This window comes from Acidobacteriota bacterium (genome assembly GCA_016713675.1).
Classification (GTDB): domain Bacteria; phylum Acidobacteriota; class Blastocatellia; order Pyrinomonadales; family Pyrinomonadaceae; genus OLB17.
Window position 1 is genome coordinate 258,980 of the sequence record JADJOS010000005.1, and the last position, 22,935, is coordinate 281,914.

Below are 22,935 nucleotides of genomic sequence, written 5' to 3' on the forward strand. Positions count from 1 at the left end.
CGCGCCTTAGCCCAATGTTTCCGCGCCGTAACGCAATGTTTTCGCGCCGTAATGCAATGTTTTCGCGCCTTAGCCCAACGCTTTCGTGCACTAGTCCAATGTTTCGCTGGCAGAGCGTTGTGTTGGCCTACGGAGTTGTGGCGTGAGACGTGCGAACTACTGAGACGTACCAATTCTGCATTTTAGATGGTATTCAGCGGATCGGGTTCGTATTTGTCTTCCGATGAGTTTTCGTTTGCGGGGATCGCAGTCGTTACCGCCAGGCCGAAGTAGTCGACTTGGACGGCGCCGTGGCGGTGCATGATGGCGGCGGCGGCGTCTTTGCGTTCCGTCTTGTGGATGTGGACCATCAGGACGCAGTGGCCTTCGTTGAGTGCCTTTTCGTAGCGATCCATGATGACGCGGTCGAAGGTAATGTTGCGGAACGAGCGCAGCATCTTCGCGATCAAGCCGTGCTCGTCGCCGTGGAAGTCGTACGTCTCCGCTCCCGGAACGCCGCAGAAGAGCTCAATATCATGCGGGTCGAACGCACTGGACTTCAATTCGTCCGCCGCCGCGACTCCGGCGTTCGAATCCTCGAATATTCCCATCAACTTGTACAACGGATCCGGCGTAAACGCCTGCTCGCTATTGATATCTACGACCTGTGATGTGGCTTCGTTGGTATTCATGTTGGCTAGTGTAGCAAGGTAGCGGCGGCGTGTATGTTAGGTATCACACAAATGCCAGAACCGCCCGCAAGCGCGGGCGGTACGGTACTACCTTTTCATCAGATTATCGTCGTACAGATCGCGGTAGATGCGGAAATTTGTCATTACCTTGAAGACGTAGGTCTTGGTCTCGGCAAAGCCGACTTCGGAGGCAAAGATGGCTGGGTCTTTGGGTTTCGAGCGGTTCAGCCATCGCATAGCGTTGTCTTCGCCGCCGTTGTAGCTGGCCGCTATCGCCTCATAGAGGCCGCCGAATTGGCCCTTGAGATCGGCGAGGTATTCGATGCCGATGGCGATATTGATACGCGGCTGGTAGAGATCGTCAGGCTGAAGGGCAGTATAACCGGCCTTTTTGTTGTATTTAAGTGCAGTGTCGAGCACAAGCTGCATCAATCCGCGGGCCGCCGAAGGCGATTTTACCGCAGGGCGGAACGAGCTTTCCTGCTTCATGATCGCCAGCACGAATCTCGGATCGATCTTGTGCTTCTTGGCATACTGCAAGATCTCCATGCGGTATGGTGCGGGGAAATCAGTAGGCGTGACCTGTGCGATGGTCTTTACGCGGCCGGTGGAACCCGCGACCTTTTCGGCAGCAAGGCCACCGAAATATGAACGGCCGTTGTCCGGAATGGATGCGTACATCGCCATCGCGTCGTTCTTTTTACCAGCTTTTTCGAGGGCGAACGCCCGCAGATACTTGATCTCGTCGAGGCTTGTCATCGAACCCGCAAATTTCGCCTGTGCCTGCGTCAGTGCCGCAGTCGCTTCGGCGTCGGCCCAAAGGCCTCGATAGATCTGCATGCGGAGACGGGCGTGAAGGGCGTTGGTCTCGGTGGGCTGGCCGGCAAATTTGTCGCGGACGCGATCGACCCATTGATTGGCGGCATCATATTGGTTCGATTCGCGAAGGGAATCGATCGCATTCAGATAGGCACCGTCGATTCGTTCGCCCACGGGCTACATTGTCACGTATTGCTCGTAGATCTTTGCGGCCTCGGCGTTTTTACCAAGACGAACCAAACATGCGCCCTTGAAGTAAAGGCCCTCGCGTCCGTCTTTCAGCGCAGGATATTCCCGCGAGATGCGATCGAGGAACGGGATCGCCCGTGCATATTGGCGTTCCCAATAGTACGACCGCCCCGTCATAAACAACGCTCCGGACATCGCCGGGTCGGACGAGAAATTGTCGAAGATCTTTTGAAAATGCTCACGCGATTGAGGAAACTGGCGGTTGTCAAAGTACGCTCGGCCGCGTTCCAGATGCTCGGCGGCGGTCAGCGTGACAAGCTTTCCATCGGCACTGCGGCTCGCTCTGTCCTTTTCGACGATCGCTTTGAGTGCGGCGTCCGATACCTGCGAATATGCGAGCGAAGAGGCGATGGTGATGAGAAACACGAAGCTGAGCAAGTTTTTCATAAGGCTTTAAACGGGCGAGTTTGAACAGGGATAGATTACCCGATTGTTAGAGGGTTTCGCAATCGAATCGGTTGTATCTTGTCGCGGTTGGCACACTCCCTAGCGGCCGTTTCTGCCTCGTACATCCGGCGTGATAAAATCTTTTGTTTGGAGTTTATATGGAAATTGCACTAAACGGCGCGACTACGATGACCGCCGATCTGGAAACTGACATTCGAGCAGCCGCGGCCGCCGGATATGACTTGGTCGAGCTTCGCTCGAATAAGCTTTACGACTATCTAGATGCGAAAACGGTCGACGATCTCAAGGCACTGCTTACCGAGACGGGAATCGGTGTCTTGTCCATCAATACACTCGAACATATCACATGGCGCAGCGAAGAAGATTACGCCGACATCAAGGCCGAATGTGCCAAACTCTGCGAAATATCGGCCGCGATCGGCTGTCCGTATGTTCTTTCCGTGCCCGGTTCTCTGCGACAAGGTCCGAAGACCGATGAGGAAACGATCGCGGAGTCGGTACGCGTTCTCAATGAACTCGCTGACATCGCGGAACCGTACGGCATTAAGATCGGTTTTGAGTTCCTCGGCGAAGCAGGGAATTCAGTGCAGACGCTGGATCTCGGCAGCAAGATCGTCAATTTGGTCGGACGCGACAGCGTTGGCAATGTGATGGACACCTACCATTTTTACGCGGGCAGCTCTTCGTACGAGGCGATCGACAGTCTCGATCCGAAAAGCTCTTCATTTTTCACATTAACGACGCCGAAGATCTGCCAAAATCAGAACTTAACGATTCAAAGCGCCTCTATCCGGGTCTCGGGATCTTGCCGATCAAAGAAATAAAATCGCACCTCGACGGCATTGGCTACAACGGCCCGGTAAGCGTCGAGATATTCCGCCCCGAATACTGGGAACAGGATCCATTCGAGGTTGCCGTCAAGGCCAAGGCCGCGACCGAAGAGGTTTTGGGATTAGGCAAATACGCAGCGGGCGGTAGTTGGTAAGAAGGAATTGCCGCGAAAAGGCACAGAAGGCGCAAAACGGAAAAGAACAGAAAATAAATCCTATTTTGCGGATTTTGTGGCTATTCGCGGCCTATGTATCTTAGCCGTTGCGGGAAAATATATAATGGACAAAGTAAAGATCGGAATAGTTGGAACAGGATTCGTTGGTAATTTGCATGGGCGTATTTATGCCCGCGAGGACCGGGCGGAGATCGCCGCGTTGTACGATATCATCCCTGAACGGGCTGAAAAGACGGCCAAGAGCATCGGCGGAAAGGTTTGTTCGTCGCGTGAGGAGCTTTTGGATAATTGTGATGCGGTGCTAGTTTGTGCCCCGAATCGGACTCACCTCGAGATCGCGACTGCAGCGGTCGATGCGGAAAAGCATGTGTTTTGCGAAAAGCCGTTCTCCATCGGGATTGAAGCCGCACAACTGCTTCTTGATACCGCGAACAATGGGAAAGGCGTCTTTCAAGTCGGTCATAATCGCCGGTACGCTCCGGTCTATCAGAAGCTGAAGGAATTTATCAGCGAAGACGCGGCGCATTCCGCACACGTCAAAATGAATCGCGGTGAGCTAAAGAATCCGGTCTGGACGGGCGATACGAATGTCACCGGCGGTTTTCTATACGAGACCACCATCCATCTCTTTGACATGATGCGATTTCAGTTCGGCGAGATCGAGGAATTGACTGCGTACGGTTCGCAGCATGAATATCCCGAGCTCGATGAGTTCTCGATAATCTTTAAGTTCAAGAGCGGCTTTCATTGTACTTTTGCTTCGTCGTCGGACGCGAGCTGGCATTTTCCGTTTGAGCGGATCGAAGTTTTTTGCCATCACCGGACGATCATGACCGAAGAGATGGAACGGATCCTCGATTCACGCGGAATGGACGCGAATTTTGACACGCACACATATCACATGACCGCTTGGGACGAGCGCTGGGGCTATGTCCAGGAAGATAAGGCATTTATCGATGCCATCCTCATTGGGACGCCCCCGCCTGTTACAGCACATGACGGTTTCAAATCGGTGGAGCTTGTCGAATCGGTCTATAACGCGATCAGGTCGGGCGAGCGGGTCAGATTTTAGAACATTTAGCCCGGAAAAGCGTTAAATAGCGGTTGCGATCGTAGTCATTTATGACCAAGTGCCAAAATTGCGGAAACCAGAACTATCCAGAGGCGAACTTTTGCCGCTTCTGCGGCACGAAGTTCAACGTAATGCGGCCTCAAACCCAGGTACAGGACAATCCTTACGACTATTCTGCACCACGCCCGTATTCCTGGAAGACCGACGAATTCACCACCAATACCGAGGCCCGTAAAACCATGAGTTCAGCCGGTACGGCACCGATCGATCATCGGCTTGGAAGTGGGCAAACACAGAACGTAAATCAGCCGCTTACTCCGTATCAACCCGTAAATCTCAGTCAGCCATACAGGTGTCCGCACTGTATGAGTCAGTTCCTGCCCCGTGTTGAAAAGCGGATATCGACAACAGGATGGGTCACATTTGCGGTCCTGCTCGTATTTTTCTTTCCTCTGTTCTGGATCGGATTTCTTATCAAAGAAGAGACCAGGATCTGCCCCAGCTGCAACACAACGGTCGCTTAGCGGTAGTAATAGCCCTTTGGATGGTCGATCTTGATCTCCGGATTCGTGCTCGACACCTCGACCTTGTGATATCCCTTTTTCATGTGCGTAGAAAGGTAAGTAAGAGCGAACTGCCGCCCAAGTAATATTTCGAGATCTTTGAAAAATGGTATAAGGCTGATCGGTGCGATATTGCCTTGAAAAAAGGCACGACCGCCGGTTTCGTCTGCGATCCGCTGTAAAGAGCCCTGGCCTCCGAGCGAAAGTTGCGGATTCCGGTCATTTGTCAGGGCAGTTGGCGAATAAAAGGAATACACCGCGACACCGAATTTCTGTGCCCTGGCGATCGAGCGTTCGAGGTCAATGGTCTGCGTAATATCGCCCGGGGAAGTGCCTTGTGAGGTATCAACGCCGTCTGAAACGAGCAGTACGGCCCGTCGGCCAGACGGCAGGGCCTCAAACCGCTTTATTGCGTCGTGAACACCACCGTATGGTCCATTTCCGCCGTAGCCGATGCCGCTGACGATGCGGAGCGACCTTGCGGCTCTTTCGAGATCATCGGTAAATTTCTGTGCGGTCTGTAAATTTCCGCCGCGAATGTAGCCGACCATGACACGAGTGCCTTTGGGAAGACCGCGAATAAAATCCGCAATATCTTTGAGGTGCAGATTAAAATTGCTTGTGAGGTCTTCCTGGATCAGAACGGCGATCTCAAGTGGAGCACCGGTTACGCTTCGAATAGACAAGATCGTCTGCTCTTCTTTATCTTCGCGGACGATCAATCTATCGGCCTTAATGAACTCTTCGGACTGGTCGGATCTGAGCTCCTTTTTAGTATAGATCGAGATCGGGACCGTAACGGTGCGGACCTTCTGTTTGTCGCGAATGGACGGTTCTTGCGCTATCACCGGTTCTGCCGCCATGAAAAACGAAGCGAACGCCAGCGTTGCCAATAGAAATTTCCTTAAAAACCCCATAGTTCTGTGCTCCCGAGCCGCCAATAGACCAATGATAGTATATTTTGTGCATTGAGTTAAACTTTTTATTGAAGGTGTTTTGTAGAGTTCGCGTTCAGTTTGTAAAGTAAAGTCGAATGTTATGGACGATCTGATCCTCAGATATGATGTCACGCCCCGCGATCTGGCTCGCGGCCGAAATCTAAAGATCGGCGCGATCGCGGCTCCGTTCGCCCTCGGCGGCGTGCCGGCGGCTGTGACACTTATCCTGACCATATTGTTGGGTGCTACACCGCCGACCGCGGCTGTCATATTGTTTTTTGGACTTATCATTTCATTTGTCGGGCTTCTGGCGGGGCTTGGCCTGTCCGGCTTTTTGGCTTATCGACGGTCGAACTGGACAAAGGAAATGCGTGAACGTATCGCCGCTGACGGAATACGCGCAAGCGAGGTCGAGTGGTTCGTGCACGAATTGAGATCTAACGAACGCCGCTCGCTGAAGGAGATCTCAGCCCGCGACCTGTTACTCGCCGACGCGTATCGAGAGACGCTTGCTTCTCGGTTGACCGCCACACGGATAACGAAATCGTCCAGGCGTGAACTGCAGCTGATGCAGAGACGATTAGCCAAACTAAAGCAGCTGAAGTCGGCACGTTCGGACGATTTTCAAAAGGAACTTTCGAAAGATATTGGAAAGATCGAGAACATAAATACTGAGGCAAAGGTAATGCTGGCGGAGGCGGAAATGAGGCTGCAGATGATCGAGGCAGCATCCGTCCGCGGCGGTAGTCTTGCAGATTCCGAACTTGCATTGAAAAAGCTGTCGGCTCGAGCATCTGAACTGCCGCTCGCCCTCGAAGAAGCGAAAATCGCCGAAGAGATCAGAGCTGAATTGGAGAAGGAATCACCGTACTGATCAATTCTCAACGCAAACCTAGTTTAATCAAAAAAGACGCTGACCATTGACCGGTCAGCGTCTTTCTTTATGTAAATTCCGGCGAATGAAAACCACGATGCCGTTCGGACGTATGAATTGAACCTGTATTTTACAGGTGGGTGGCTTTCTGTTCCTTTCGGAGCATCGGAGCCAGGTTCTATGGCGAGTTCTCACTTAAAGACTCGCACCGAAACCGGCATTGGCCTCCCGGCATTCATATGTTGGCTCAATTGTGTATGCGTCCGGGGACGGGCAACGCAGTAAACTTCCTTCGCCTGAAAGAACTATAACACATTGCCGAGAGCGGAATGCAAATCGAAATTATTGCTCTGTTAGGATTTCTTGAGGCGGTGTATCGCGGTGCTTTAGTATGCGGTCGAGCATCTCGCTGCATTCGCTGCTGCGTACGCCCAATTGTGCATCGATCTGTGCCTGTGTATCGCGCAACTGGTGATATTCGTCCGCAATATGCAGGGCGGCGAGGATGGCGACTTTGAGTGAGTCGACCGTCAATGTGCCCGACGAGATCTCACGCATTTTCGAATCGACGTAATTTGCGAGATCCAAAATATACTGGTCGTCGCCATCCGAACGAATGCTGTAAGTTTGATTATAGATCTCAACGCGTAGTGCCTTTTCTGACATATTGATTTTCTGTATTATCGCCCAACGGCCTCCGCAACGTCCGAATCGACGGCCGTCATTGCGTCAAGCATTGCCTCGACCTTAAGATGGATCACATCACGCTCATTTAGTAGGACGCTCAACTTGGTCTCGAGTTGGTGATTTGATTCAGCAAGGCTCTCATTTTCCTGGCGGAGGGAGTTCAATTCGCGGGCGATCTCTTCCTTTTCCTCACGGAGTTTTTGAGCGAACTGAATCGTCAAATATATTTTATCCTCAAGATGCGAGAATTTTTCCATTCCCGAAAGGGCGTTCATTAATGGGTCTCCAATTATCAGGGCTATATTAAACTGTGGAAAACATTATGTTTGGTTTTGGAAAAAACTTCAAGTAAAATCTGAAGGTTTTGCTAAAAACGAGGCCGAATTCCCAATTCGGTATCGAGTAATTCGAGTATAGACTGATGTTCGGCCTCTACTTCTTCTTCAACGAGTGTACGAGCATCGTTGCTATATTCGAGGCGGATGGTGATAGAACGTTCATCCTCTGCCATACCTTTTCCCTCGTAAATATCTACAAACATTACATTTCGACACAGTGTAGCGTCGCTGGTCCGGATAATTTCGCAGATCGACGCGAAAGTCATATCGCGCTTAACGACAAACGACACGTCTCGAGTAACCGACGGGTATTTTGCGAGCGGACGGTATGTTGGAGTTTCAATGTGTTTCGTTAGAGCCGTCTGCAAATTTAACTCGGCAACGTAAATAGACTGTTTGAATTTGTAGCTTCCCGCGATATCGTCACTTAATCGGCCGACATGCCCGATGTTGCTGCCATCGATCGAGATCGAAGCAGATTGGCCTCGTCTGAGATGCGTTACATCGGTTGGGACATATTCAGCATCCGAGACCCCAATAGCTTGCAAGGCCGCTTCGACCGCACCTTTAGCATCGTAGAAATCGAACTCGCGTACCGGCATCGCACGTCCCTCGACGGTTTCGGCGCCTGTGATGACGAGCGAGAGCAACTTCTGTTCGTTCGGAGCATGATCTTCGGCGACGGTCGCCGCGTACGCTTTGCCAATCTCGAATAGCCGCACGTCTTTACGTTGATGGTTGAAATTGAGCCGTATGGCATCAAGCAAGCCGGGAAGGGATGTTGCACGCATACGAACCGCACCTTCCATCACCGAATCATTGAGCGTGACGTACTTGCCCTCGAGATCATCGGCGAGCAATCCCGGAACTATCTCGAAAACGCCGTCGTGTCTGGTGTCGATGAAGCTGTACGAGAGTGCTTCGTCAAAGCCGTGATCGGTCAACGTCTGCCGCAGAACTTTTTCACGCGATTCCGTCGGCTGGTATTCGCCGGCACCATATGCGGGCGGCAGTTCGTTTGCAATGTTGTCGTATCCGGCGTGACGAGCGATCTCTTCGACGAGATCTTCTTCGATATGGATATCGTGCCGCCACGACGGGGACGCGAAGATTTGAGATTTCAGATCTGAAATTTCAGATCGATCCTGTGGCATTATTCCAAGAGCGGTAAGTATCCGTACACATTCATCTGTTGCTACATCGAGTCCCGTCAAACGCTTTACTGCGGCTGAAATGTTGGGTGATTCGACCGAAACTGGAGTCGGATGGCTCGGGTGCATATCGATCAATTCGCCCATTTCGCCGCCGGCGAGTTCGCAGATCAACTGAGCTGCCCGATTCGAGGCGCCGATGAGATTTTCGATGTCGACACCGCGTTCGAAGCGGTAGCTTGCCTCGGTGTTTAGATTCAGCTTTCGCGACGTAGCCCTGATATTCTCGCGTTTAAAGTGGGCGACTTCAAGTAACACATTAGACGTGGATTCGCTGATACTTGAATCCAGACCGCCCATGATCCCGGCGATCGCAACCGGCTTTTCGGCGTCGCAGATGACGAGCATGTCGGTGGTGAGATTGCGATCGACCTCGTCGAGTGTTTTGATCGTTTCGCCTTCGCGCGCCACGCGGACGACGATGCGGTTTCCATCAAGTTTGTCGAGATCGAACGAATGCATCGGCTGGCCGAGTTCGTGCATAACGTAATTTGTGATATCGGCTACGTTATTGATCGACCGCTCACCGATCGCTTCCAGCCGGTCAACCATCCACTGCGGCGACGGGCCGATCTTGACGTTTCTGATGATCCTCGCCGTAAATCGTTGACAAAGCTCAGTTTCGTCGATTCGCACGACATCCCCGGCTAGTACCGCGGGCATTGGAATCTCCGATTCGATTTCTCCAATTTCCTGCGTTTCTGCGGTAAGTTTGTGCTCGGTGATCACCCCGATCTCACGAGCGACGCCCAGATGGGAAAGGCAATCGGGCCGATTTGACGTCAGATCGATGTCAAAGACAGAATCTTCGCCGTGTTCGTGGATACCTTCGACCGCGAGGCCGACGTCGGTCAACCGCTTTCCCAATTCGGATGGCGGCAGATCGATATCTATGAGGTCTCTCAGCCAGTTATAACTGATATTCATAAAATCAAAATATTGCGGGATATTATCGTCATCTTAACCTATTCGTCGATAGACCTGCCTGTAGGCGTTTCAGCATGAAATGACACATCGGTCTTCCTCTTGCGTTTAGCTCGGCGTTGACTGTCCCGCAAATGCCCGTCATGCGAACGTGCAACACGCACATTGCCCAACAGATCGTATTCAGAGCCGCATTTGGGACAGGCCCAGCCACCGAAAAGATGGTCGCCGACCGATTTAAGACGTTTGGTTCGCGGGATGTTCTTTTCACACCGTTCACAGAAGCTGGTCTTTGGAAAAATGGCCGGGCGGCTTCCTTTTGCGCGCTCATTTGAGTACGCCGACAAATGCGCGAGTACGCGGATCACTGCCCAAATTACGATCGTAGATGAAATTGCAATGATGAAAGCATCAAGCATAGTTTTCACCTGAACTGCTCCAAAAACCTCACATCGTTATCGAACATAAGACGAATATCGTCGAGCGAATACATAAGGGCGCACATGCGTTCGAGGCCAAAGCCGAAGGCGAAGCCGGAATAGACGGTTGGGTCGACGCCGACGCCTCTTAGGACGTTTGGGTGGACCATGCCTGAGCCGCCGAGCTCGATCCAGCCGGAGCCTTTGCACGGGCGGCAGCGGTCGCCGCCGTACTGACCGCTGCCATGGCATTTGAAGCATGAGTAATCAAACTCGGCACTAGGTTCGGTAAACGGGAAATAGCTTGGACGCATACGCGTGATCGTGTCTTCGCCGAACATCCGTTTGACCCATTCGTTGATCGTGCCTTTGAGATGGGCCATCGTGATGCCTTTGTCGACGCAGAGGCCCTCGATCTGGTGGAACATCGGCACGTGCGTCATATCGGGCGTGTCGCGGCGGAAAACCTTGCCCGGAGCGATGATGCGGATCGGTACGCCGCGGCGTTCCATCGCACGGATCTGGACGGTTGAGGTCTGCGAGCGGAGGGCGAAGCCACCGGTCGTGTAAAACGTGTCCTGCGATTCGCGGGCAGGATGTCCTTCGGGAATGTTCAATGCGTCGAAATTGTAATAATCGGTCTCGATCTCGCGGTCGTCCTCGATCGCATAGCCCATCGAGACAAAGATGTCTTCGATCTTCTGCCGTAGGATCGTGATCAGATGCAGATGGCCTTCGCGCGTGCGGCGGCCCGGAATTGTTACGTCGAGGCGTTCGAGTTCGATCTTTGCATTTGTGATGAAACCTTTTAACTGCGATTCCGCCGCTTCGATCGATGCTTCGATCTCTTTTTGCACCGACTGCACTAACTGACCGAAATCGGCACGTTCATCAGGAGCCACGCGGCCAACGAGTTTCATCGTTTCGGCAATCGCGGACTTCTTGCCCGTGTGCCGAACCTTTAGATCGGCGACTTCGCGTAGTCTTGATTCGACATCGTCGAGCGAAGCTCCGTCAAGGTTTACACCAACGTACGGAGCAAATTCATTTAGGAATGCGGCGCGGACCGATTCGACTCTATCTCGTTCTTCGGACATAGGTTAAGAGAATATCAGTTTGCGGCAGTGACTGAACTTTTAATTTTAGCAGTGATGCGGAATCTCGTAAAATACCGGCTCAAATTCGTATCTTTTGTCATCTTTTGACCGTTCGTGCAGCGGTGATATCATTAGCTTTGGAGATATCACCTGATCATGAGGAGCCTCAGAAAATGAAAGCCATCGTAAAGAGCAAAGCCGAGGTCGGTCTTTGGCTCGAAGACGTTCCGGAACCAAGTATTGGTATTAATGACGTGTTGATCCGGATGAAAAAGACCGGTATTTGCGGCACCGATCTGCACATTTACAATTGGGATGCCTGGGCTCAGAGCACTATCAAGGTGCCGACAATACTTGGTCACGAGTTGGTCGGTGAGATCGTCGAAGTCGGATCGAATGTAAACGATTTCTACGTTGGCGATATTGTGAGTGTCGAGGGACATCTCGTCTGCGGGCGCTGCCGTAATTGTCTGGCTGGGCGTCGGTATAAGTGTGCCAATACGTTGGGTTACGGCGTCAATACCGATGGCGGCTTTGCCGAGTATATGGCGGTGCCGTTTACAAATATCTGGAAGCACAGCCCGGATGTAAATTTAGATGTCGCGGCGATATTCGATCCGTTTGGCAACGCGGTCCACACGGCACTCGCGTTTGAAGTGTTTGGCGAGGACGTTCTTATCACCGGTGCCGGGCCGATCGGCATCATGGCGGCGGCGGTGGCCAAGCACGCCGGTGCACGGCACGTTGTGATTACGGATGTAAATCCGAACCGGCTCGAACTCGCGAAGAAGTTTGACGTGACGTTGGCCGTTGATGTCCGTGAGAAGTCGATCGCTGATGTGCAGAAAGAGTTGGGAATGAAAGAGGGCTTTGACGTAGGCATGGAAATGTCGGGAAATCCGTCGGCGTTTCGCGATATGCTCGCGAATATGACGCACGGTGGGAATGTTGCATTTCTTGGGATTCCTTCGGATGAATTTTCGATCAACTGGAAGACCGTTATATTCAACATGCTAACGATCAAGGGCATTTACGGCCGCGAGATGTACGAGACTTGGTACCAGATGAGCGTATTACTCGAATCAGGCCTGGATATTGAGCCCGTTATCACGCATCGATATTCGTACAAGGATTTTGAAAAAGGATTTGAAGCGATGCGGGAAGGGAACGGTGGTAAAGTTGTGCTCGATTGGATCGAGATATAGAGTTTGAATGATTCGCTTGCTATTTTGGACGGTAGGTAGTCTCTATGAAGATTAAAATTGCATACATAAATTTGGCGTTGACAGCGGCGATTCTTGTTGTCTTCGCAGGTCAGACTGCAGGACAGTCAGTAAACGAAGCGACATGGCAGACATCGGTCGATGATTCTCAACGCGGTGTAGTTACCTTAGGCGTCCGCGATAAATGGGGAACGATGGGAAGCTTTACCGCTAAATTTGTCGCAACTATCGGCAAAAAAACTTATCGCGGCCAGATGTCTTCGAGTCAGGACAATTGGGCGTATATCGATTTTCCCCGTGAGTTCCAAGGCAGTGGACCTAAAGCGGGCACTTACAGGGTAACGTTCTACGTTAAAGGCGTTGTTATCGCGCGCGACCGATTCCGCTATCGGCCATGATCCGATAACGCAAGCAATTGAATCGTCAATCGGCGTCCAAAAGGGGCGTTTGGGGGAGTGAACATGTACGGTGCGATCAAAGAGCAATTACAAAACCAGTTAAACGAGATTCGCGATGCGGGACTTTACAAGAACGAACGCGTCATCGAAAGTCCGCAGGAAGCTCATATCAGCGTCACTGGCGGCAAAAGCGTGCTTAATATGTGCGCGAACAATTATCTCGGTCTGTCGGACGATCCGACGATCGTTGCGGCGGCGAAGAAGGGGCTTGATGAATGGGGATTTGGGCTTTCGTCCGTAAGGTTTATTTGCGGTACGCAGACGATCCACAAGGAGCTTGAGGCAAAGATCAGTGCGTTCCTTGGAACTGAGGACACGATCCTTTACACGTCGTGTTTTGATGCGAATGGCGGACTGTTCGAGACGGTTTTGGGTGAGGAAGACGCCGTAATATCGGATTCTTTGAATCACGCTAGTGTTATCGACGGGATTCGTTTAAGTAAAGCGAAACGTTTTCGCTACGAAAACGGCGATATGGCCGATCTAGAGGCGAAATTGCAGGAGGCTTCGTCAGCGAGATTTAAGATGATCGCGACCGACGGGATCTTTTCGATGGACGGTTTTATCGCCAAACTGCCGGAGATCTGCGATCTTGCCGACAAATACGACGCGATGGTGATGGTTGACGATTCGCACGCGGTGGGATTTATGGGCAAAACCGGACGTGGTGTCCATGAACATCACAATGTGATGGATCGCGTTGATGTCATCACGGGAACGCTGGGCAAGGCTCTCGGCGGTGCCAGCGGCGGTTATACGAGCGGTAAAAAAGAGATCATCGACCTTTTGCGCCAGCGTTCGCGGCCTTATTTGTTTTCAAATTCGGTTGCTCCGCCGATCGTCACGGCGGCGATCGCGGCAATTGATATGCTTTCGGAATCAACGGAACTTCGCGATAAATTGATGGACAACACGCGATATTTCCGTGAAAAACTTTCGTCGATAGGCCTCGAGATCGTCCCCGGCGAACATCCGATCGTGCCGGTCATGTTTGGCGACGCCGTGCTCGCAACAAAGATGGCCGAGGCGATGCTGAAACGCGGCGTTTATGTCATCGCGTTCTCATTTCCGGTCGTTCCAAAAGGGAAGGCACGTATTCGGACGCAGGTTTCCGCGGCTCACACTCGCGAAGATCTTGATTTTGCAGTTGCTATGTTTGCTGAGGCAAAAACTGAACTTGGCATCTAAACAAAAATAGGCTCCGCGGAACGGAGCCCTTTTCTTAAAATCAACAAACAAATAACTTAAGCAGCGGCCTGGACTTGCTTGCTCAACGCATCCTTTGCCTGTCCAACGACCGTGGCGAAGGCTTCGGGCTGTTTGACGGCGAGGTCGGCGAGGACCTTACGGTCTAGCTCGATCTCGGCTAAGTTGAGGCCGTGAATGAACTGCGAATATTTAATGTCGTTAAGACGACAGGCCGCGTTGATGCGGACGATCCACAGTTTGCGAAAATCTCGCTTTTTCAACTTTCTGCCGGTATAGGCAAAGTTTAGTGCGCGTTCGACCGACTCTTTGGCCGAGCGATATAGTTTTGATTTAGTTCCACGATAACCTTTGGCTAAGGCTAATATTTTCTTACGTTTCTCTAGACGCTTATTACCACGTTTTGCTCTTGGCATTTCTTCACTCCTTTCTGGCGTTTGGAGTTCCGCGTTTAGGCGGCCAGCCTGCTAAAGCAGGTACTCCAATCATAATTAATCTCTTCCGTACGGCAGCATCTTTTCGACGCGTTTCTGATCGCCTTCGGATACTAAAACGTCAATATCAAGATTGCGTTTACGTTTGCTGGTCTTCTTTGTCAAGATGTGACGAGCATGGCTGTGGCCGCGTTTGAATTTGCCCGACGCTGTCGAGCGAAAGCGTTTTGCGGCGCCTTTGTGTGTTTTTAGTTTTGGCATAACCTCTCTCCTATAAATAACTTACGCAAACCACTTAATGTAGTTCTTAAAATATTTCGTCATCGTCCTTTGGCTCAGGCTTCGCTTCCGCCTTCGGTTTAGAAACCCTTGCGGCTTTCTTAACCGGTGCCGGTGCGACGTCGTCGGCCTCGATCGAATCGACCGGTGCGGTTTTCGCCGCTCTCTTGCTTACCGGAGCCTCAACAACTGGCTTTTTGGCATCTGGTACTTTCGCCTTTTTCGGATTAAAGATGGTGAACATCTGATAACCTTCCATCTTCGGATAGACCTCGACATCGGCTAGTTCCGCCAGATCCGCAGTCAATTTCTTCAGAATCTTAGCGCCGAGCTCGCGGTGCGTCATTTCGCGGCCGCGAAAGGCGATCGCCGCTCTGACCTTGTCGCCTTCGCCGAGCCATTGCTTGGCGTGCTCCATTCGATAGTTGTAATCGTGATCGTCGGTGCCGGGGCGAAACTTGATCTCCTTTACCTGAACGGTGACCTGTTTCTTTTTGGCATCGTGGGCACGTTTCTTCTGTTCGTAAAGGAACTTGCCGTAATCGATCAGTTTGCAAACCGGCGGTTTTGCGTTCGGAGCGATCTCGACGAGGTCGATGCCTCGATCTCTCGCTACCTGAATGGCGTCACGCACGTCCATTACGCCTAATGCCTCACCATTCTCGGTCACGACCCGCACGGACGGAACGCGGATACGTTCATTGGTCCGGTGCAGCGGCTCACGAAACCGCGGCTTAAATCTATTTCCACCAAATCGTCTTGCGATAAGTGCCTCCTTTGAAAATTAACTGTCTCAGTGACTTCGCGAAGCCTTTTGCTCCGCGATCATCAATGTGAACTCTTCCAACGACATCCGCCGATGTCACCCTGCTTTCGCTCGCGAACGGCAACTTGGCCATTTTCAAGCTCCTGATCGCCGAGGATCAGCATGTACGGAATCTTTTGCATTTGAGCGTCGCGAATTTTCGCGCCTATCTTATCAGATTTCGTGTTCGATTCTACACGAAATCCGGCTGAACGTAACTTCGCGGCAATGCCGTCAGCATAATCATTGATTCGATCAGTGATCGGCAACACCGTGACCTGCACCGGTGCAAGCCATAACGGGAACGCTCCGGCGTAGTGTTCGATCAGCACACCAAAAAACCTTTCGATCGAACCGAACAGCGCCCGATGGATCATAAACGGACGGTGTTTTAGGTTGTCATCACCGGTATATTCCAGCTCAAAACGCTCAGGCAGATTGAAATCAAGCTGAATGGTGCCGAGCTGCCAGATGCGGCCGATGGCGTCTTCGATCTTGATATCGATCTTGGGACCGTAAAAAGCGGCTTCGCCTTCGATCCGTTCGTACGAAATATCACGTTCTTTTAAAGCACTCGCGAGTTGATCTTCGGCTGCGGCCCAATCTTCGTCGCTGCCGAGATAACCTTTGTTTTCAGCACCGCCGCGAACGGAAAGCTCGAATTTTACCTTGTCGAATCCGTAGGTATCAAATACTTTGATCGCAAAATCGAGACAATCAGCAACTTCGGCATGAACCTGATCAGGCCGCACAAATAGATGAGCATCATCGACCGAAAATCCGCGTACACGCATCAGACCGTGAAGCGTTCCCGAGAGTTCGGCACGGTAAACGGTGCCCATTTCGGAATATCGCTGCGGCAGATCGCGGTATGATTTCGGCGAAGCCTTATAAATACCGATGTGAAACGGGCAGTTCATCGGCTTGAGGCGATATTCTTCGTCCTCGATGCTGGTCGGTGCGTACATCGAATCAGAGTAGTTGCCCTCGTGGCCGCTCGTCACCCAAAGATTGCGTTTGGCGATGTGCGGCGTGAACACAAAGCTGTAACCACGCTGCTCAAGCTCTTCGCGGAGCAGACGCTCCATCTCCATGCGGACAATACCGCCTTTTGGGTGCCAAAGGATAAGGCCGGCACCGTATTCGTCGGAGATCGAGAAGAGGTCGAGTTCTCGGCCGAGTTTACGGTGATCGCGTTTTTCAGCTTCTTCTCGCTGCAAGAGCCAAGCATCAAGTTCTTCCTGTTTGGCAAATGCGGTTCCGTATATACGCTGCATTTGCTCGCTCGGCGTCGCCTTTCCAATATGCACCTGACAGGGCGAGAAGTTTGAATGCTTTGAGTTTGCCGGTGTGCTGAACGTGCGGTCCCAAGCAGAAATCTACGAACGGCGAACCGTCGATGTAGTAAACCGTTGCTGAACCATCAACCTTTTCGTCTATCAGTTCGCATTTGAGCGGTTCGTCGCGGTCTTTGAACATATCGAGGATCGCGGCCTTTTTTACCGTGTCGCGACGATAGCGCAGGTCACGCTTTGCCATCTCCGCATTTTTTCTCGATGACTGGCAGATCGGCCTCGGTCAGAGTCTGCGGAGCGATGACATCGTAATAGAAACCGTATCGTGGATCTTCCATTAAAGCCGGGCCAACGCCGAGCTTGGTTCCGGGATAGAGATCTAATAGAGCAGCAGCGAGAAGATGAGCGGTCGAATGACGCAGGACTTCGAGGCCGTCGCGTGTATCGACGGTGATGGGTTCGATCGAGAGAACTTCGTCGGTTTGGACGAGTTCGGCATTCAGATCGACTTCCTCACCGTTAACTTTAGCGGCAAGCGATTTTTTTAGCACATCGCGGTCAAACACCTTGATCGCGTCCAAAACGGTCGCGGGCGAAGGGATCGACCGTTGCTGGTCCCCAAATTTTATGTTCAGTTCGCTCATATTTAGTAAACGCTAATTGTCGATCGCCAATAGAAATCAACTATTGACGGTATACAGATAAGCCGCTGCGAAAACTTTCGCTGCTCTCACCATTCACTATCTGCAATTAACGATTTACTCGTCCACTACTACTAAAATAGATTTGATCCGATAAGAGCGACTTTGCTTTGTTCAAATCACGCCTAAAGGCGTAACTCTGAACGGGTGTCCCGCCATTAGAGGCGGGTCGTAGTAGTTGTTAAAACAGCAAAGTACTTCGTAAGCATCTTATCGAAAAATAAAAATGGTAGTCTCTAGCAGACTCGAACTGCTGACCCCTACCTTGTCAAGGTAATGCTCTACCAACTGAGCTAAGAGACTAAACCCTCGCACTTTCAAGAGAAAAGCGAACCTAAAGAATGCCAAACACTGGCAAAACTGTCAAGTAAGGCTATGCAACGCCCGAACAAAATCGGTGCATTCCGATCGCAACCAATTTAGTTGTTCGGTTGTCTACATCATACGTTGGGTTGACCTCGCTGAATTCGATGATCTTTGTATTCGCAAGCGATGCGGCATATTTGACCAATTGGATGAACTCGCCGGCTCGAAGGCCTAACGGCGACGGTGCCGATGTTCCCGGTGCATCGGCTGATCGCACGACGCCGAGATCAAAGCTAAAGAAAGTATTAAGCGACGTGCTGTGGCCAATGAAATTTTGCCTGATTTGATCCTTTAATTCGATATCTGCCTCAGCGCGCGAACGGAGAAGTTCGAGACTTATGCGATGCACGTGATTGTCACGGAGAAATTCGTAATAGACCGGCGAACAAAAATGCGCTTGGTATCCAACCTCGTAAAAGTATTGCGGTAAAAGGCGGCCCTCGTCCAAGAGCTGTCTATACGGTGTCCCGCAATTTGACTGTTCGGCGATACGAATATCGAGGTGCGAATCAACATGCACGCCGATCCACATTTTAGAGCCATAGACCTCTGCCATCGCGACCCCGTCGGGATATGAAACGTCGTTTCCGCCGCCAAGAACAATGATCCGTTTCCCGTCACGTAAGAGCTTTTCGATGACCGCGGCATGGCTCGCGTGCGTTTCCTCAAGCGTAGAGCCGATCTTCACGTCTCCGAGGTCGAATACGGCTCTCTTAATGTTGAACGGTGTTAGCTGGTAAAACTGTTCGCGGATAGCATCCGGGGCAGCGGCTGAACCGATACGGCCGCCGATCCGCCGGATCCCTTCGTCTTGGGGACATCCAAAGATGACAATGTCGGCTGATGCGTAATATTCAGGCTCGGAACGCACGACCTCGCCCATTCGCGGGTCATTCTTGTCGCTTCGACTAAAAAACAGGTCGCGGTCGGGTCGCGTCGTTTGTGTGAAAATGTCGCTCATGATTGAACTAATTATTTGCCTAATCAAAATAGAAGTCAAAGTTCAGACAAGACCCGCATATGTAAGTCACCGTACATACATGCGTACGGTGACCAGCCATACTAGGGAAACGAAACAGCTTTCCCAGCGGACTTGTCTGCGGTTTCGATTTCGAAGAGGGAGAAAAGTTATTATGAAAAAGTTTATATTTTCGGTGTTCCTTATGGCCCTATTCGCCGGCATGTTCGTATTTGCGGAACCTGCGGCTGTTCAGGCTCAGGCACAACAGAAAACCTACCTCAGAAAGGTCGTCCGAAATGGCAGGGTACGTTACATTCGCGTCGCTAAACCAAGTTTCTACCGCCGTCATCGTAACCGTGTGAATATGGCGATCGGAACTGGTGCCGGCGCCCTAATCGGCGGTATTGCCGGCGGCGGCAAAGGTGCACTGATCGGTGCCGGTGTTGGAGCGGGAAGTTCCGCTCTTTACACATACGTTTGGAACAAAAAGAAGCGGAAATACGTTAAAGTGCGACGTAACTAAAAACATCCTGCACCGTCAACAGCGCCGTATGATATTGATCTTACGGCGTTTTTTTTGTCCCCGAACACGAAACGAGCAATAAACCTTGTGACGAAGCTGGCAGGATGCTAACCGCCCCTTGTTACGCTCCGAAATAGGAGCAACTGAAAAATCACGTATAGACGTTCAATATGTACACAATTCGCGTTGCCTGTAAAATATCAATCCGATGCAACCGTATGTACTGACCCTTCAGACTTCCACATTGGATCACGATAGAGTCCGGTCTGTTCCGTATACACACTACTCAACCCTTTTAAGATCAGAATCCATCAGGATCCAGATGTTGGGATCAAGAACAACTTTCTCGGGTTCGCCGGTCACTTTGATCAAAAACTCGTTTGACTTGGCATTGGCCTGAACTGTCTTCATCTGCGGCTTTGCCTGGCCGGGATAATAGACGGCTATTTCGATCGGCATTTTGAACAAGCTGCCGTCGGTTTGTACCTGATCCAATTTGATGTTGATCTGTTTTTCCCCTGCGTCAAAGCGCCAGGTACCGGCATATTTCAAAGTTCCGGGTTTGTATAGCCATTGTTCAAAGAAGCCTGAAAGGTCTTTGCCCGCAACCTCTTCCATCACATGACGAAAATCGCCAACCGTCGCGTGACCGTCGCGATATTTGTGGTAATAGATCTTGATCCCTTTCCAGAAGTTCTCCGTGCCAACTACGCCCCGCAGCATATGCAGAGTCCAGCTTCCTTTTTGATAGATTTGGCTCGTCGTCACGTCGTTCATGTCCTTAAGATTGTCGTGAACAAGCCGGTACTGCGGGTTTTTCAAATAGAAAGCATCAACCGACTTTTTGCTTGAACGTAGGCCTTCGACAAATTCATCGCGTCCATATTGGTGTTCGATAAAGAGCAATGTGAAGTAGGTGGCGAATCCTTCGCTTAACCAGATCTCATCCCAATCCTTTTCGGTCACAGCGTTGCCGAACCATTGATGAGCGATCTCATGGATGACGACGTTACGCCAGCGAATCGATCGGTCGCCCGAAACTGAATTTTCGCTGTAAAGGATCGCAGATGCGGCTTCCATGCCGCCGCTAACGCTGTTGGACTGGATGTTCGCAAGCTTTTCATAAGAAAACGGTCCAACGGCGTCGCTGTAGAAGGCCAATGCCTTTTTAGTGACGACGTCGAAATCGTAAAAGCCGGCGTCACGATCCTGATGATAGACCCAAGTCTGGATCGATCGGCCTTGGAATTCGTCAACATATTGAACCGCAAAACGGGCGACGCCAAGCACATAAAGCCATGAGGCGATCGGCACCGACTGTTTCCAATGAGTGCGGCGGAGATCGTTCGGAAGATCCGTCTCTTCGACCTTCAGACCATTTGAAACAACTTGGTAATGACTAGGTGCAGTGACGATAAATTCACACACGGCCTTATCCGAAGGATGGTCTACCGTCGGCAGCCAATTGCGTCCTTTGTCCGGCCAGTTGTCGCTAAAAAATGTGCGTTCCCCGTATTTATTATTGGCGATCTTTAGGCCGGTAGCCGGGATCCCCTTATATGCGATCGTGAATTTCCCACGTTGGTTCGCTTTTGAAATGGCAGGCAGTTTGATGAAAAGTGCATTGTCCTGATGGCGAAATAAGGCAGGCGTCCCGTCAGCGGTAACACCGCTGACGCTCATCCCTTTGCCCGCCATTTCAGTAGACGCTTTGATCAAGTCGAGCCTCAGTTCCGGAATACCGTTATCAAGGAAAACGACGTCCACCGTTGCTTCTGCAGTAATTTCATCGGTTGTATCGGAGAGAACGATCCGGAAAGTGTAGTTGATAACATCAATGCCCGGATTTTTTGGATACGTATCCCAAGACGCTTTAGCCGCCAATGGTAAACCTATCATCAGCAGCAGGGAAATCGAAAAAAGTTTGATCAGATGTTTCATAGCTATTTTTTCAGTGGCAGCGACGTTGCCGGACGAAATTGGATCAAGCCCTTTTCAGTCATTGTCCGTTCTATATCTTCGATCTTTGACGGCACAAAAGCGCTCAGATTTTCGGCTCCGTCAGCCGTCACGACGACTACGTCTTCGATCCGGACGTAAAGTCTTTCTTCGTGGATCCAGATCATTGGGTCGATCGTAAAAACCATTCCAGGTTCGAGTTTGATGCCGCGAACCTGACCAACGTCATGAACAGCCATACCGACTGGATGCTGAAAGTGGCCTCGGAATTTAAGGCCCTCGGTTACCGCTTTGAGATGTGCGGCATTTTCGAACGACGCACCGGTCAAATATTGGGTCATATCCTTTGCCGCAGAATCAAGGACGAAGTCCGATGTAACGCCCGGCCGGATGTACTTAAAAAGTGCATCACGGTAAGCTAAAACGAAATCGGTCAGAGCACGTTGTCCCTTAGTGTATTTGCCATTGACCGGCCACATCGCGTCACATCGCTGGTGTAATAACGATAGTCCGGCGCGTAATCCATCAATACCAGATCGCCGTCTTTAAGCTTGTCAGCCTTCCTGAAATAATGCCCCATATAGCCATTGCTGCCGCCGCCGATGATCGAGGCATAGCCGTCACCACGCGCGCCGTGAAGGTAAAAAATGTACTTTGCAGCGGCATCAAGCTGATATTCATATACTGCCGGTTCGGTCGATCGCATCGCCTCGATGATAGCCAGGCCGGCAATCTCAGTTGCTTTTCGAATAAGTTCGATCTCGCTTTTTGATTTTATGTTTCGGAGACCGTCCAGAATAGGCGAAAGATCGCGAACCTCAAACTGCGGCACACGTAGACTCAATAATTCCCGAAAGCGAGCCTCTCGCGAGGGCAGTCCGTCCCACGGATTTGATGAAACTCGGGCTTGTTCATTTAACAGCTCATCGCGACTGTCGGTCCCGATCTCTGCCGGACTCAGCGGCGTGTAGAGTATTGGTGCCGGCGGTCTTAGCAGACCTTTTCCGACCAGATCAAGCGACAAGGACTCAATACTGCGCACTTGGTCGATACCAGTAAGCTCTTTGATCAGCTCGCCGTCCTCGGCAGAAAGGATCTTTCCCTCGTTAAGCTCTCGGCCGGCATCCCGGTGCGGAAGATAAACGGTTGTTTTTTGGTTGCGTCCGTCAAGCAGAAGATATGCGTGCGGCGTTTCAAGACCGCTGAGATAATAGAATTCGTTCGATTGTCGAAATACATTAAAATCACCGGTGCCCTTCGCTCCCTGAATTAAGGCAATTGCATTTTTGCCGATCCTCTCAAAAAGTTTCGCTCGCCGTGCGGCGAACTCCTCTTTTGGAAAATCCGTTTGATAGTAGTGCCGGTCTTGTGCAAATGCGCTGCCGGCTATCACCAAGAGCAGGAACAAAGTCGAGACGCTAATTCCTTTTTTTTTCATTTGTATTAATT

The 22,935-nt window shown here is 51.2% G+C and carries 28 protein-coding genes, 1 tRNA gene and 1 other RNA gene; 9 read left to right on the forward strand and 21 right to left on the reverse strand.

Going from position 1 to position 22,935, the window contains the following annotated elements:
• Positions 1 to 182 precede the first annotated feature (182 nt).
• From IPK01_18010 to IPK01_18020, 3 genes are all read right to left on the reverse strand, one after another.
• Positions 183 to 671, reverse strand: coding sequence for a hypothetical protein (locus IPK01_18010; protein MBK7935327.1), 489 nt, complete (start codon positions 669 to 671; stop codon positions 183 to 185).
• Between the two features lie 87 nt (positions 672 to 758).
• On the reverse strand, positions 759 to 1,664 hold the full coding sequence (locus IPK01_18015; protein ID MBK7935328.1) for a lytic transglycosylase domain-containing protein: 906 nt from the start codon (positions 1,662 to 1,664) through the stop codon (positions 759 to 761).
• Between the two features lie 3 nt (positions 1,665 to 1,667).
• Complete coding sequence (locus tag IPK01_18020) at positions 1,668 to 2,126, reverse strand: tetratricopeptide repeat protein (protein MBK7935329.1); 459 nt, start codon at positions 2,124 to 2,126, stop codon at positions 1,668 to 1,670.
• A 158-nt stretch (positions 2,127 to 2,284) separates the two neighbouring features.
• Between IPK01_18020 and IPK01_18025 the strand changes: the two genes are divergently transcribed.
• The 4 genes from IPK01_18025 (at position 2,285) to IPK01_18040 (ending at position 4,749) form a co-directional block, all read left to right on the forward strand.
• Positions 2,285 to 2,971, forward strand: a complete 687-nt coding sequence (locus IPK01_18025) for a sugar phosphate isomerase/epimerase (GenBank protein ID MBK7935330.1) — start codon at positions 2,285 to 2,287, stop codon at positions 2,969 to 2,971.
• Complete coding sequence (locus IPK01_18030; protein MBK7935331.1) at positions 2,953 to 3,132, forward strand: hypothetical protein; 180 nt, start codon at positions 2,953 to 2,955, stop codon at positions 3,130 to 3,132. The genes IPK01_18025 and IPK01_18030 overlap by 19 nt, the downstream gene beginning before the upstream one ends.
• Before the next feature lie 124 nt (positions 3,133 to 3,256).
• Positions 3,257 to 4,225: a Gfo/Idh/MocA family oxidoreductase gene (locus tag IPK01_18035; GenBank protein MBK7935332.1), complete on the forward strand. Its 969-nt coding sequence runs from the start codon at positions 3,257 to 3,259 to the stop codon at positions 4,223 to 4,225.
• 50 nt (positions 4,226 to 4,275) lie between these two features.
• Positions 4,276 to 4,749 carry an LITAF-like zinc ribbon domain-containing protein gene (locus IPK01_18040; GenBank protein MBK7935333.1) on the forward strand — a complete coding sequence of 158 codons (474 nt, stop codon included), beginning with the start codon at positions 4,276 to 4,278 and terminating at the stop codon, positions 4,747 to 4,749.
• Here the strand turns inward: IPK01_18040 and IPK01_18045 are convergent.
• A complete protein-coding gene (locus tag IPK01_18045) occupies positions 4,746 to 5,705 on the reverse strand; it encodes a hypothetical protein (GenBank protein MBK7935334.1) in 960 nt (319 codons plus the stop codon). The genes IPK01_18040 and IPK01_18045 overlap by 4 nt on opposite strands.
• 121 nt (positions 5,706 to 5,826) lie before the next feature.
• Between IPK01_18045 and IPK01_18050 the strand changes: the two genes are divergently transcribed.
• Entirely contained in the window at positions 5,827 to 6,600 is a 774-nt protein-coding gene (locus IPK01_18050) for a hypothetical protein (GenBank protein MBK7935335.1), read from the forward strand.
• An 85-nt stretch (positions 6,601 to 6,685) separates the two neighbouring features.
• Here IPK01_18050 and ssrS read toward each other — a convergent pair.
• The 6 genes from ssrS to pheS all read right to left on the reverse strand — a co-directional run bounded on the left by ssrS (position 6,686) and on the right by pheS (position 11,276).
• Positions 6,686 to 6,888: non-coding RNA, 6S RNA (gene ssrS / locus IPK01_18055), on the reverse strand.
• Between the two features lie 54 nt (positions 6,889 to 6,942).
• A complete protein-coding gene (locus IPK01_18060; GenBank protein ID MBK7935336.1) occupies positions 6,943 to 7,266 on the reverse strand; it encodes a cell division protein ZapA in 324 nt (107 codons plus the stop codon).
• Between the two features lie 14 nt (positions 7,267 to 7,280).
• Entirely contained in the window at positions 7,281 to 7,562 is a 282-nt protein-coding gene (gene zapB, locus IPK01_18065) for a cell division protein ZapB (GenBank protein MBK7935337.1), read from the reverse strand.
• Between the two features lie 92 nt (positions 7,563 to 7,654).
• Positions 7,655 to 9,763, reverse strand: a complete 2,109-nt coding sequence (locus tag IPK01_18070; GenBank protein MBK7935338.1) for a phenylalanine--tRNA ligase subunit beta — start codon at positions 9,761 to 9,763, stop codon at positions 7,655 to 7,657.
• Between the two features lie 38 nt (positions 9,764 to 9,801).
• A complete protein-coding gene (locus tag IPK01_18075; protein MBK7935339.1) occupies positions 9,802 to 10,179 on the reverse strand; it encodes a hypothetical protein in 378 nt (125 codons plus the stop codon).
• Positions 10,180 to 10,184: 5 nt separating this feature from the next.
• Positions 10,185 to 11,276, reverse strand: a complete 1,092-nt coding sequence (gene pheS / locus IPK01_18080; GenBank protein MBK7935340.1) for a phenylalanine--tRNA ligase subunit alpha — start codon at positions 11,274 to 11,276, stop codon at positions 10,185 to 10,187.
• 173 nt (positions 11,277 to 11,449) lie between these two features.
• Between pheS and tdh the strand changes: the two genes are divergently transcribed.
• The 3 genes from tdh to IPK01_18095 all read left to right on the forward strand — a co-directional run bounded on the left by tdh (position 11,450) and on the right by IPK01_18095 (position 14,145).
• Positions 11,450 to 12,481, forward strand: coding sequence for an L-threonine 3-dehydrogenase (tdh, locus tag IPK01_18085; GenBank protein MBK7935341.1), 1,032 nt, complete (start codon positions 11,450 to 11,452; stop codon positions 12,479 to 12,481).
• 44 nt (positions 12,482 to 12,525) lie between these two features.
• The gene (locus IPK01_18090; protein ID MBK7935342.1) at positions 12,526 to 12,897 is read left to right on the forward strand and encodes a hypothetical protein; all 372 of its coding nucleotides are present in this window, start codon (positions 12,526 to 12,528) and stop codon (positions 12,895 to 12,897) included.
• A gap of 63 nt (positions 12,898 to 12,960) precedes the next feature.
• Positions 12,961 to 14,145 (forward strand): glycine C-acetyltransferase, encoded by a 1,185-nt coding sequence (locus IPK01_18095; GenBank protein MBK7935343.1) that lies wholly within the window; start codon positions 12,961 to 12,963, stop codon positions 14,143 to 14,145.
• A gap of 56 nt (positions 14,146 to 14,201) precedes the next feature.
• Here IPK01_18095 and rplT read toward each other — a convergent pair whose 3' ends face one another.
• The 8 genes from rplT to IPK01_18135 form a co-directional block, all read right to left on the reverse strand.
• Positions 14,202 to 14,579, reverse strand: coding sequence for a 50S ribosomal protein L20 (gene rplT / locus IPK01_18100; GenBank protein ID MBK7935344.1), 378 nt, complete (start codon positions 14,577 to 14,579; stop codon positions 14,202 to 14,204).
• 75 nt (positions 14,580 to 14,654) lie between these two features.
• Positions 14,655 to 14,858 carry a 50S ribosomal protein L35 gene (gene rpmI / locus IPK01_18105; GenBank protein MBK7935345.1) on the reverse strand — a complete coding sequence of 68 codons (204 nt, stop codon included), beginning with the start codon at positions 14,856 to 14,858 and terminating at the stop codon, positions 14,655 to 14,657.
• Between the two features lie 46 nt (positions 14,859 to 14,904).
• On the reverse strand, positions 14,905 to 15,591 hold the full coding sequence (locus tag IPK01_18110; protein MBK7935346.1) for a translation initiation factor IF-3: 687 nt from the start codon (positions 15,589 to 15,591) through the stop codon (positions 14,905 to 14,907).
• Positions 15,592 to 15,704: 113 nt separating this feature from the next.
• On the reverse strand, positions 15,705 to 16,958 hold the full coding sequence (gene thrS, locus IPK01_18115; protein MBK7935347.1) for a threonine--tRNA ligase: 1,254 nt from the start codon (positions 16,956 to 16,958) through the stop codon (positions 15,705 to 15,707).
• Complete coding sequence (locus IPK01_18120; protein ID MBK7935348.1) at positions 16,912 to 17,220, reverse strand: hypothetical protein; 309 nt, start codon at positions 17,218 to 17,220, stop codon at positions 16,912 to 16,914. Before IPK01_18120 ends, thrS begins: the two co-directional genes overlap by 47 nt.
• A complete protein-coding gene (locus tag IPK01_18125; protein MBK7935349.1) occupies positions 17,207 to 17,620 on the reverse strand; it encodes a TGS domain-containing protein in 414 nt (137 codons plus the stop codon). Before IPK01_18125 ends, IPK01_18120 begins: the two co-directional genes overlap by 14 nt.
• Positions 17,621 to 17,904: 284 nt before the next feature.
• A tRNA-Val gene (locus tag IPK01_18130) sits at positions 17,905 to 17,980 on the reverse strand.
• Between the two features lie 70 nt (positions 17,981 to 18,050).
• Positions 18,051 to 19,004 (reverse strand): formimidoylglutamase, encoded by a 954-nt coding sequence (locus IPK01_18135; protein ID MBK7935350.1) that lies wholly within the window; start codon positions 19,002 to 19,004, stop codon positions 18,051 to 18,053.
• Between the two features lie 172 nt (positions 19,005 to 19,176).
• Here IPK01_18135 and IPK01_18140 point away from each other — a divergent pair, with 172 nt between their 5' ends.
• The gene (locus IPK01_18140) at positions 19,177 to 19,527 is read left to right on the forward strand and encodes a hypothetical protein (protein ID MBK7935351.1); all 351 of its coding nucleotides are present in this window, start codon (positions 19,177 to 19,179) and stop codon (positions 19,525 to 19,527) included.
• Between the two features lie 282 nt (positions 19,528 to 19,809).
• Here IPK01_18140 and IPK01_18145 read toward each other — a convergent pair whose 3' ends face one another.
• Genes IPK01_18145 through IPK01_18155 form a run of 3 tightly spaced genes read right to left on the reverse strand, consistent with a single transcriptional unit; the run spans position 19,810 to position 22,924 of the window.
• Positions 19,810 to 21,468: a M1 family metallopeptidase gene (locus IPK01_18145; protein ID MBK7935352.1), complete on the reverse strand. Its 1,659-nt coding sequence runs from the start codon at positions 21,466 to 21,468 to the stop codon at positions 19,810 to 19,812.
• 2 nt (positions 21,469 to 21,470) lie between these two features.
• A complete protein-coding gene (locus tag IPK01_18150; GenBank protein MBK7935353.1) occupies positions 21,471 to 21,965 on the reverse strand; it encodes a M24 family metallopeptidase in 495 nt (164 codons plus the stop codon).
• Entirely contained in the window at positions 21,920 to 22,924 is a 1,005-nt protein-coding gene (locus IPK01_18155) for an aminopeptidase P family protein (GenBank protein MBK7935354.1), read from the reverse strand. The genes IPK01_18150 and IPK01_18155 overlap by 46 nt, the downstream gene beginning before the upstream one ends.
• Positions 22,925 to 22,935: the final 11 nt, after the last annotated feature.

Excerpts from the sequence above, each read along its gene's own strand:
- IPK01_18010 (MBK7935327.1), bottom strand. The coding sequence starts at position 671 with ATGAATACCAACGAAGCCACATCACAGGTCGTAGATATCAATAGCGAG.
- IPK01_18020 (MBK7935329.1), bottom strand. The coding sequence starts at position 2,126 with ATGAAAAACTTGCTCAGCTTCGTGTTTCTCATCACCATCGCCTCTTCG.
- IPK01_18025 (MBK7935330.1), top strand. The coding sequence starts at position 2,285 with ATGGAAATTGCACTAAACGGCGCGACTACGATGACCGCCGATCTGGAA.
- IPK01_18035 (MBK7935332.1), top strand. The coding sequence starts at position 3,257 with ATGGACAAAGTAAAGATCGGAATAGTTGGAACAGGATTCGTTGGTAAT.
- IPK01_18040 (MBK7935333.1), top strand. The coding sequence starts at position 4,276 with ATGACCAAGTGCCAAAATTGCGGAAACCAGAACTATCCAGAGGCGAAC.
- IPK01_18045 (MBK7935334.1), bottom strand. The coding sequence starts at position 5,705 with ATGGGGTTTTTAAGGAAATTTCTATTGGCAACGCTGGCGTTCGCTTCG.
- IPK01_18050 (MBK7935335.1), top strand. The coding sequence starts at position 5,827 with ATGGACGATCTGATCCTCAGATATGATGTCACGCCCCGCGATCTGGCT.
- IPK01_18060 (MBK7935336.1), bottom strand. The coding sequence starts at position 7,266 with ATGTCAGAAAAGGCACTACGCGTTGAGATCTATAATCAAACTTACAGC.
- zapB (MBK7935337.1), bottom strand. The coding sequence starts at position 7,562 with ATGAACGCCCTTTCGGGAATGGAAAAATTCTCGCATCTTGAGGATAAA.
- IPK01_18070 (MBK7935338.1), bottom strand. The coding sequence starts at position 9,763 with ATGAATATCAGTTATAACTGGCTGAGAGACCTCATAGATATCGATCTG.
- IPK01_18075 (MBK7935339.1), bottom strand. The coding sequence starts at position 10,179 with ATGCTTGATGCTTTCATCATTGCAATTTCATCTACGATCGTAATTTGG.
- pheS (MBK7935340.1), bottom strand. The coding sequence starts at position 11,276 with ATGTCCGAAGAACGAGATAGAGTCGAATCGGTCCGCGCCGCATTCCTA.
- tdh (MBK7935341.1), top strand. The coding sequence starts at position 11,450 with ATGAAAGCCATCGTAAAGAGCAAAGCCGAGGTCGGTCTTTGGCTCGAA.
- IPK01_18090 (MBK7935342.1), top strand. The coding sequence starts at position 12,526 with ATGAAGATTAAAATTGCATACATAAATTTGGCGTTGACAGCGGCGATT.
- IPK01_18095 (MBK7935343.1), top strand. The coding sequence starts at position 12,961 with ATGTACGGTGCGATCAAAGAGCAATTACAAAACCAGTTAAACGAGATT.
- rplT (MBK7935344.1), bottom strand. The coding sequence starts at position 14,579 with ATGCCAAGAGCAAAACGTGGTAATAAGCGTCTAGAGAAACGTAAGAAA.
- rpmI (MBK7935345.1), bottom strand. The coding sequence starts at position 14,858 with ATGCCAAAACTAAAAACACACAAAGGCGCCGCAAAACGCTTTCGCTCG.
- thrS (MBK7935347.1), bottom strand. The coding sequence starts at position 16,958 with ATGCAGCGTATATACGGAACCGCATTTGCCAAACAGGAAGAACTTGAT.
- IPK01_18120 (MBK7935348.1), bottom strand. The coding sequence starts at position 17,220 with ATGGCAAAGCGTGACCTGCGCTATCGTCGCGACACGGTAAAAAAGGCC.
- IPK01_18125 (MBK7935349.1), bottom strand. The coding sequence starts at position 17,620 with ATGAGCGAACTGAACATAAAATTTGGGGACCAGCAACGGTCGATCCCT.
- IPK01_18135 (MBK7935350.1), bottom strand. The coding sequence starts at position 19,004 with ATGAGCGACATTTTCACACAAACGACGCGACCCGACCGCGACCTGTTT.
- IPK01_18140 (MBK7935351.1), top strand. The coding sequence starts at position 19,177 with ATGAAAAAGTTTATATTTTCGGTGTTCCTTATGGCCCTATTCGCCGGC.
- IPK01_18145 (MBK7935352.1), bottom strand. The coding sequence starts at position 21,468 with ATGAAACATCTGATCAAACTTTTTTCGATTTCCCTGCTGCTGATGATA.
- IPK01_18150 (MBK7935353.1), bottom strand. The coding sequence starts at position 21,965 with ATGTGGCCGGTCAATGGCAAATACACTAAGGGACAACGTGCTCTGACC.
- IPK01_18155 (MBK7935354.1), bottom strand. The coding sequence starts at position 22,924 with ATGAAAAAAAAAGGAATTAGCGTCTCGACTTTGTTCCTGCTCTTGGTG.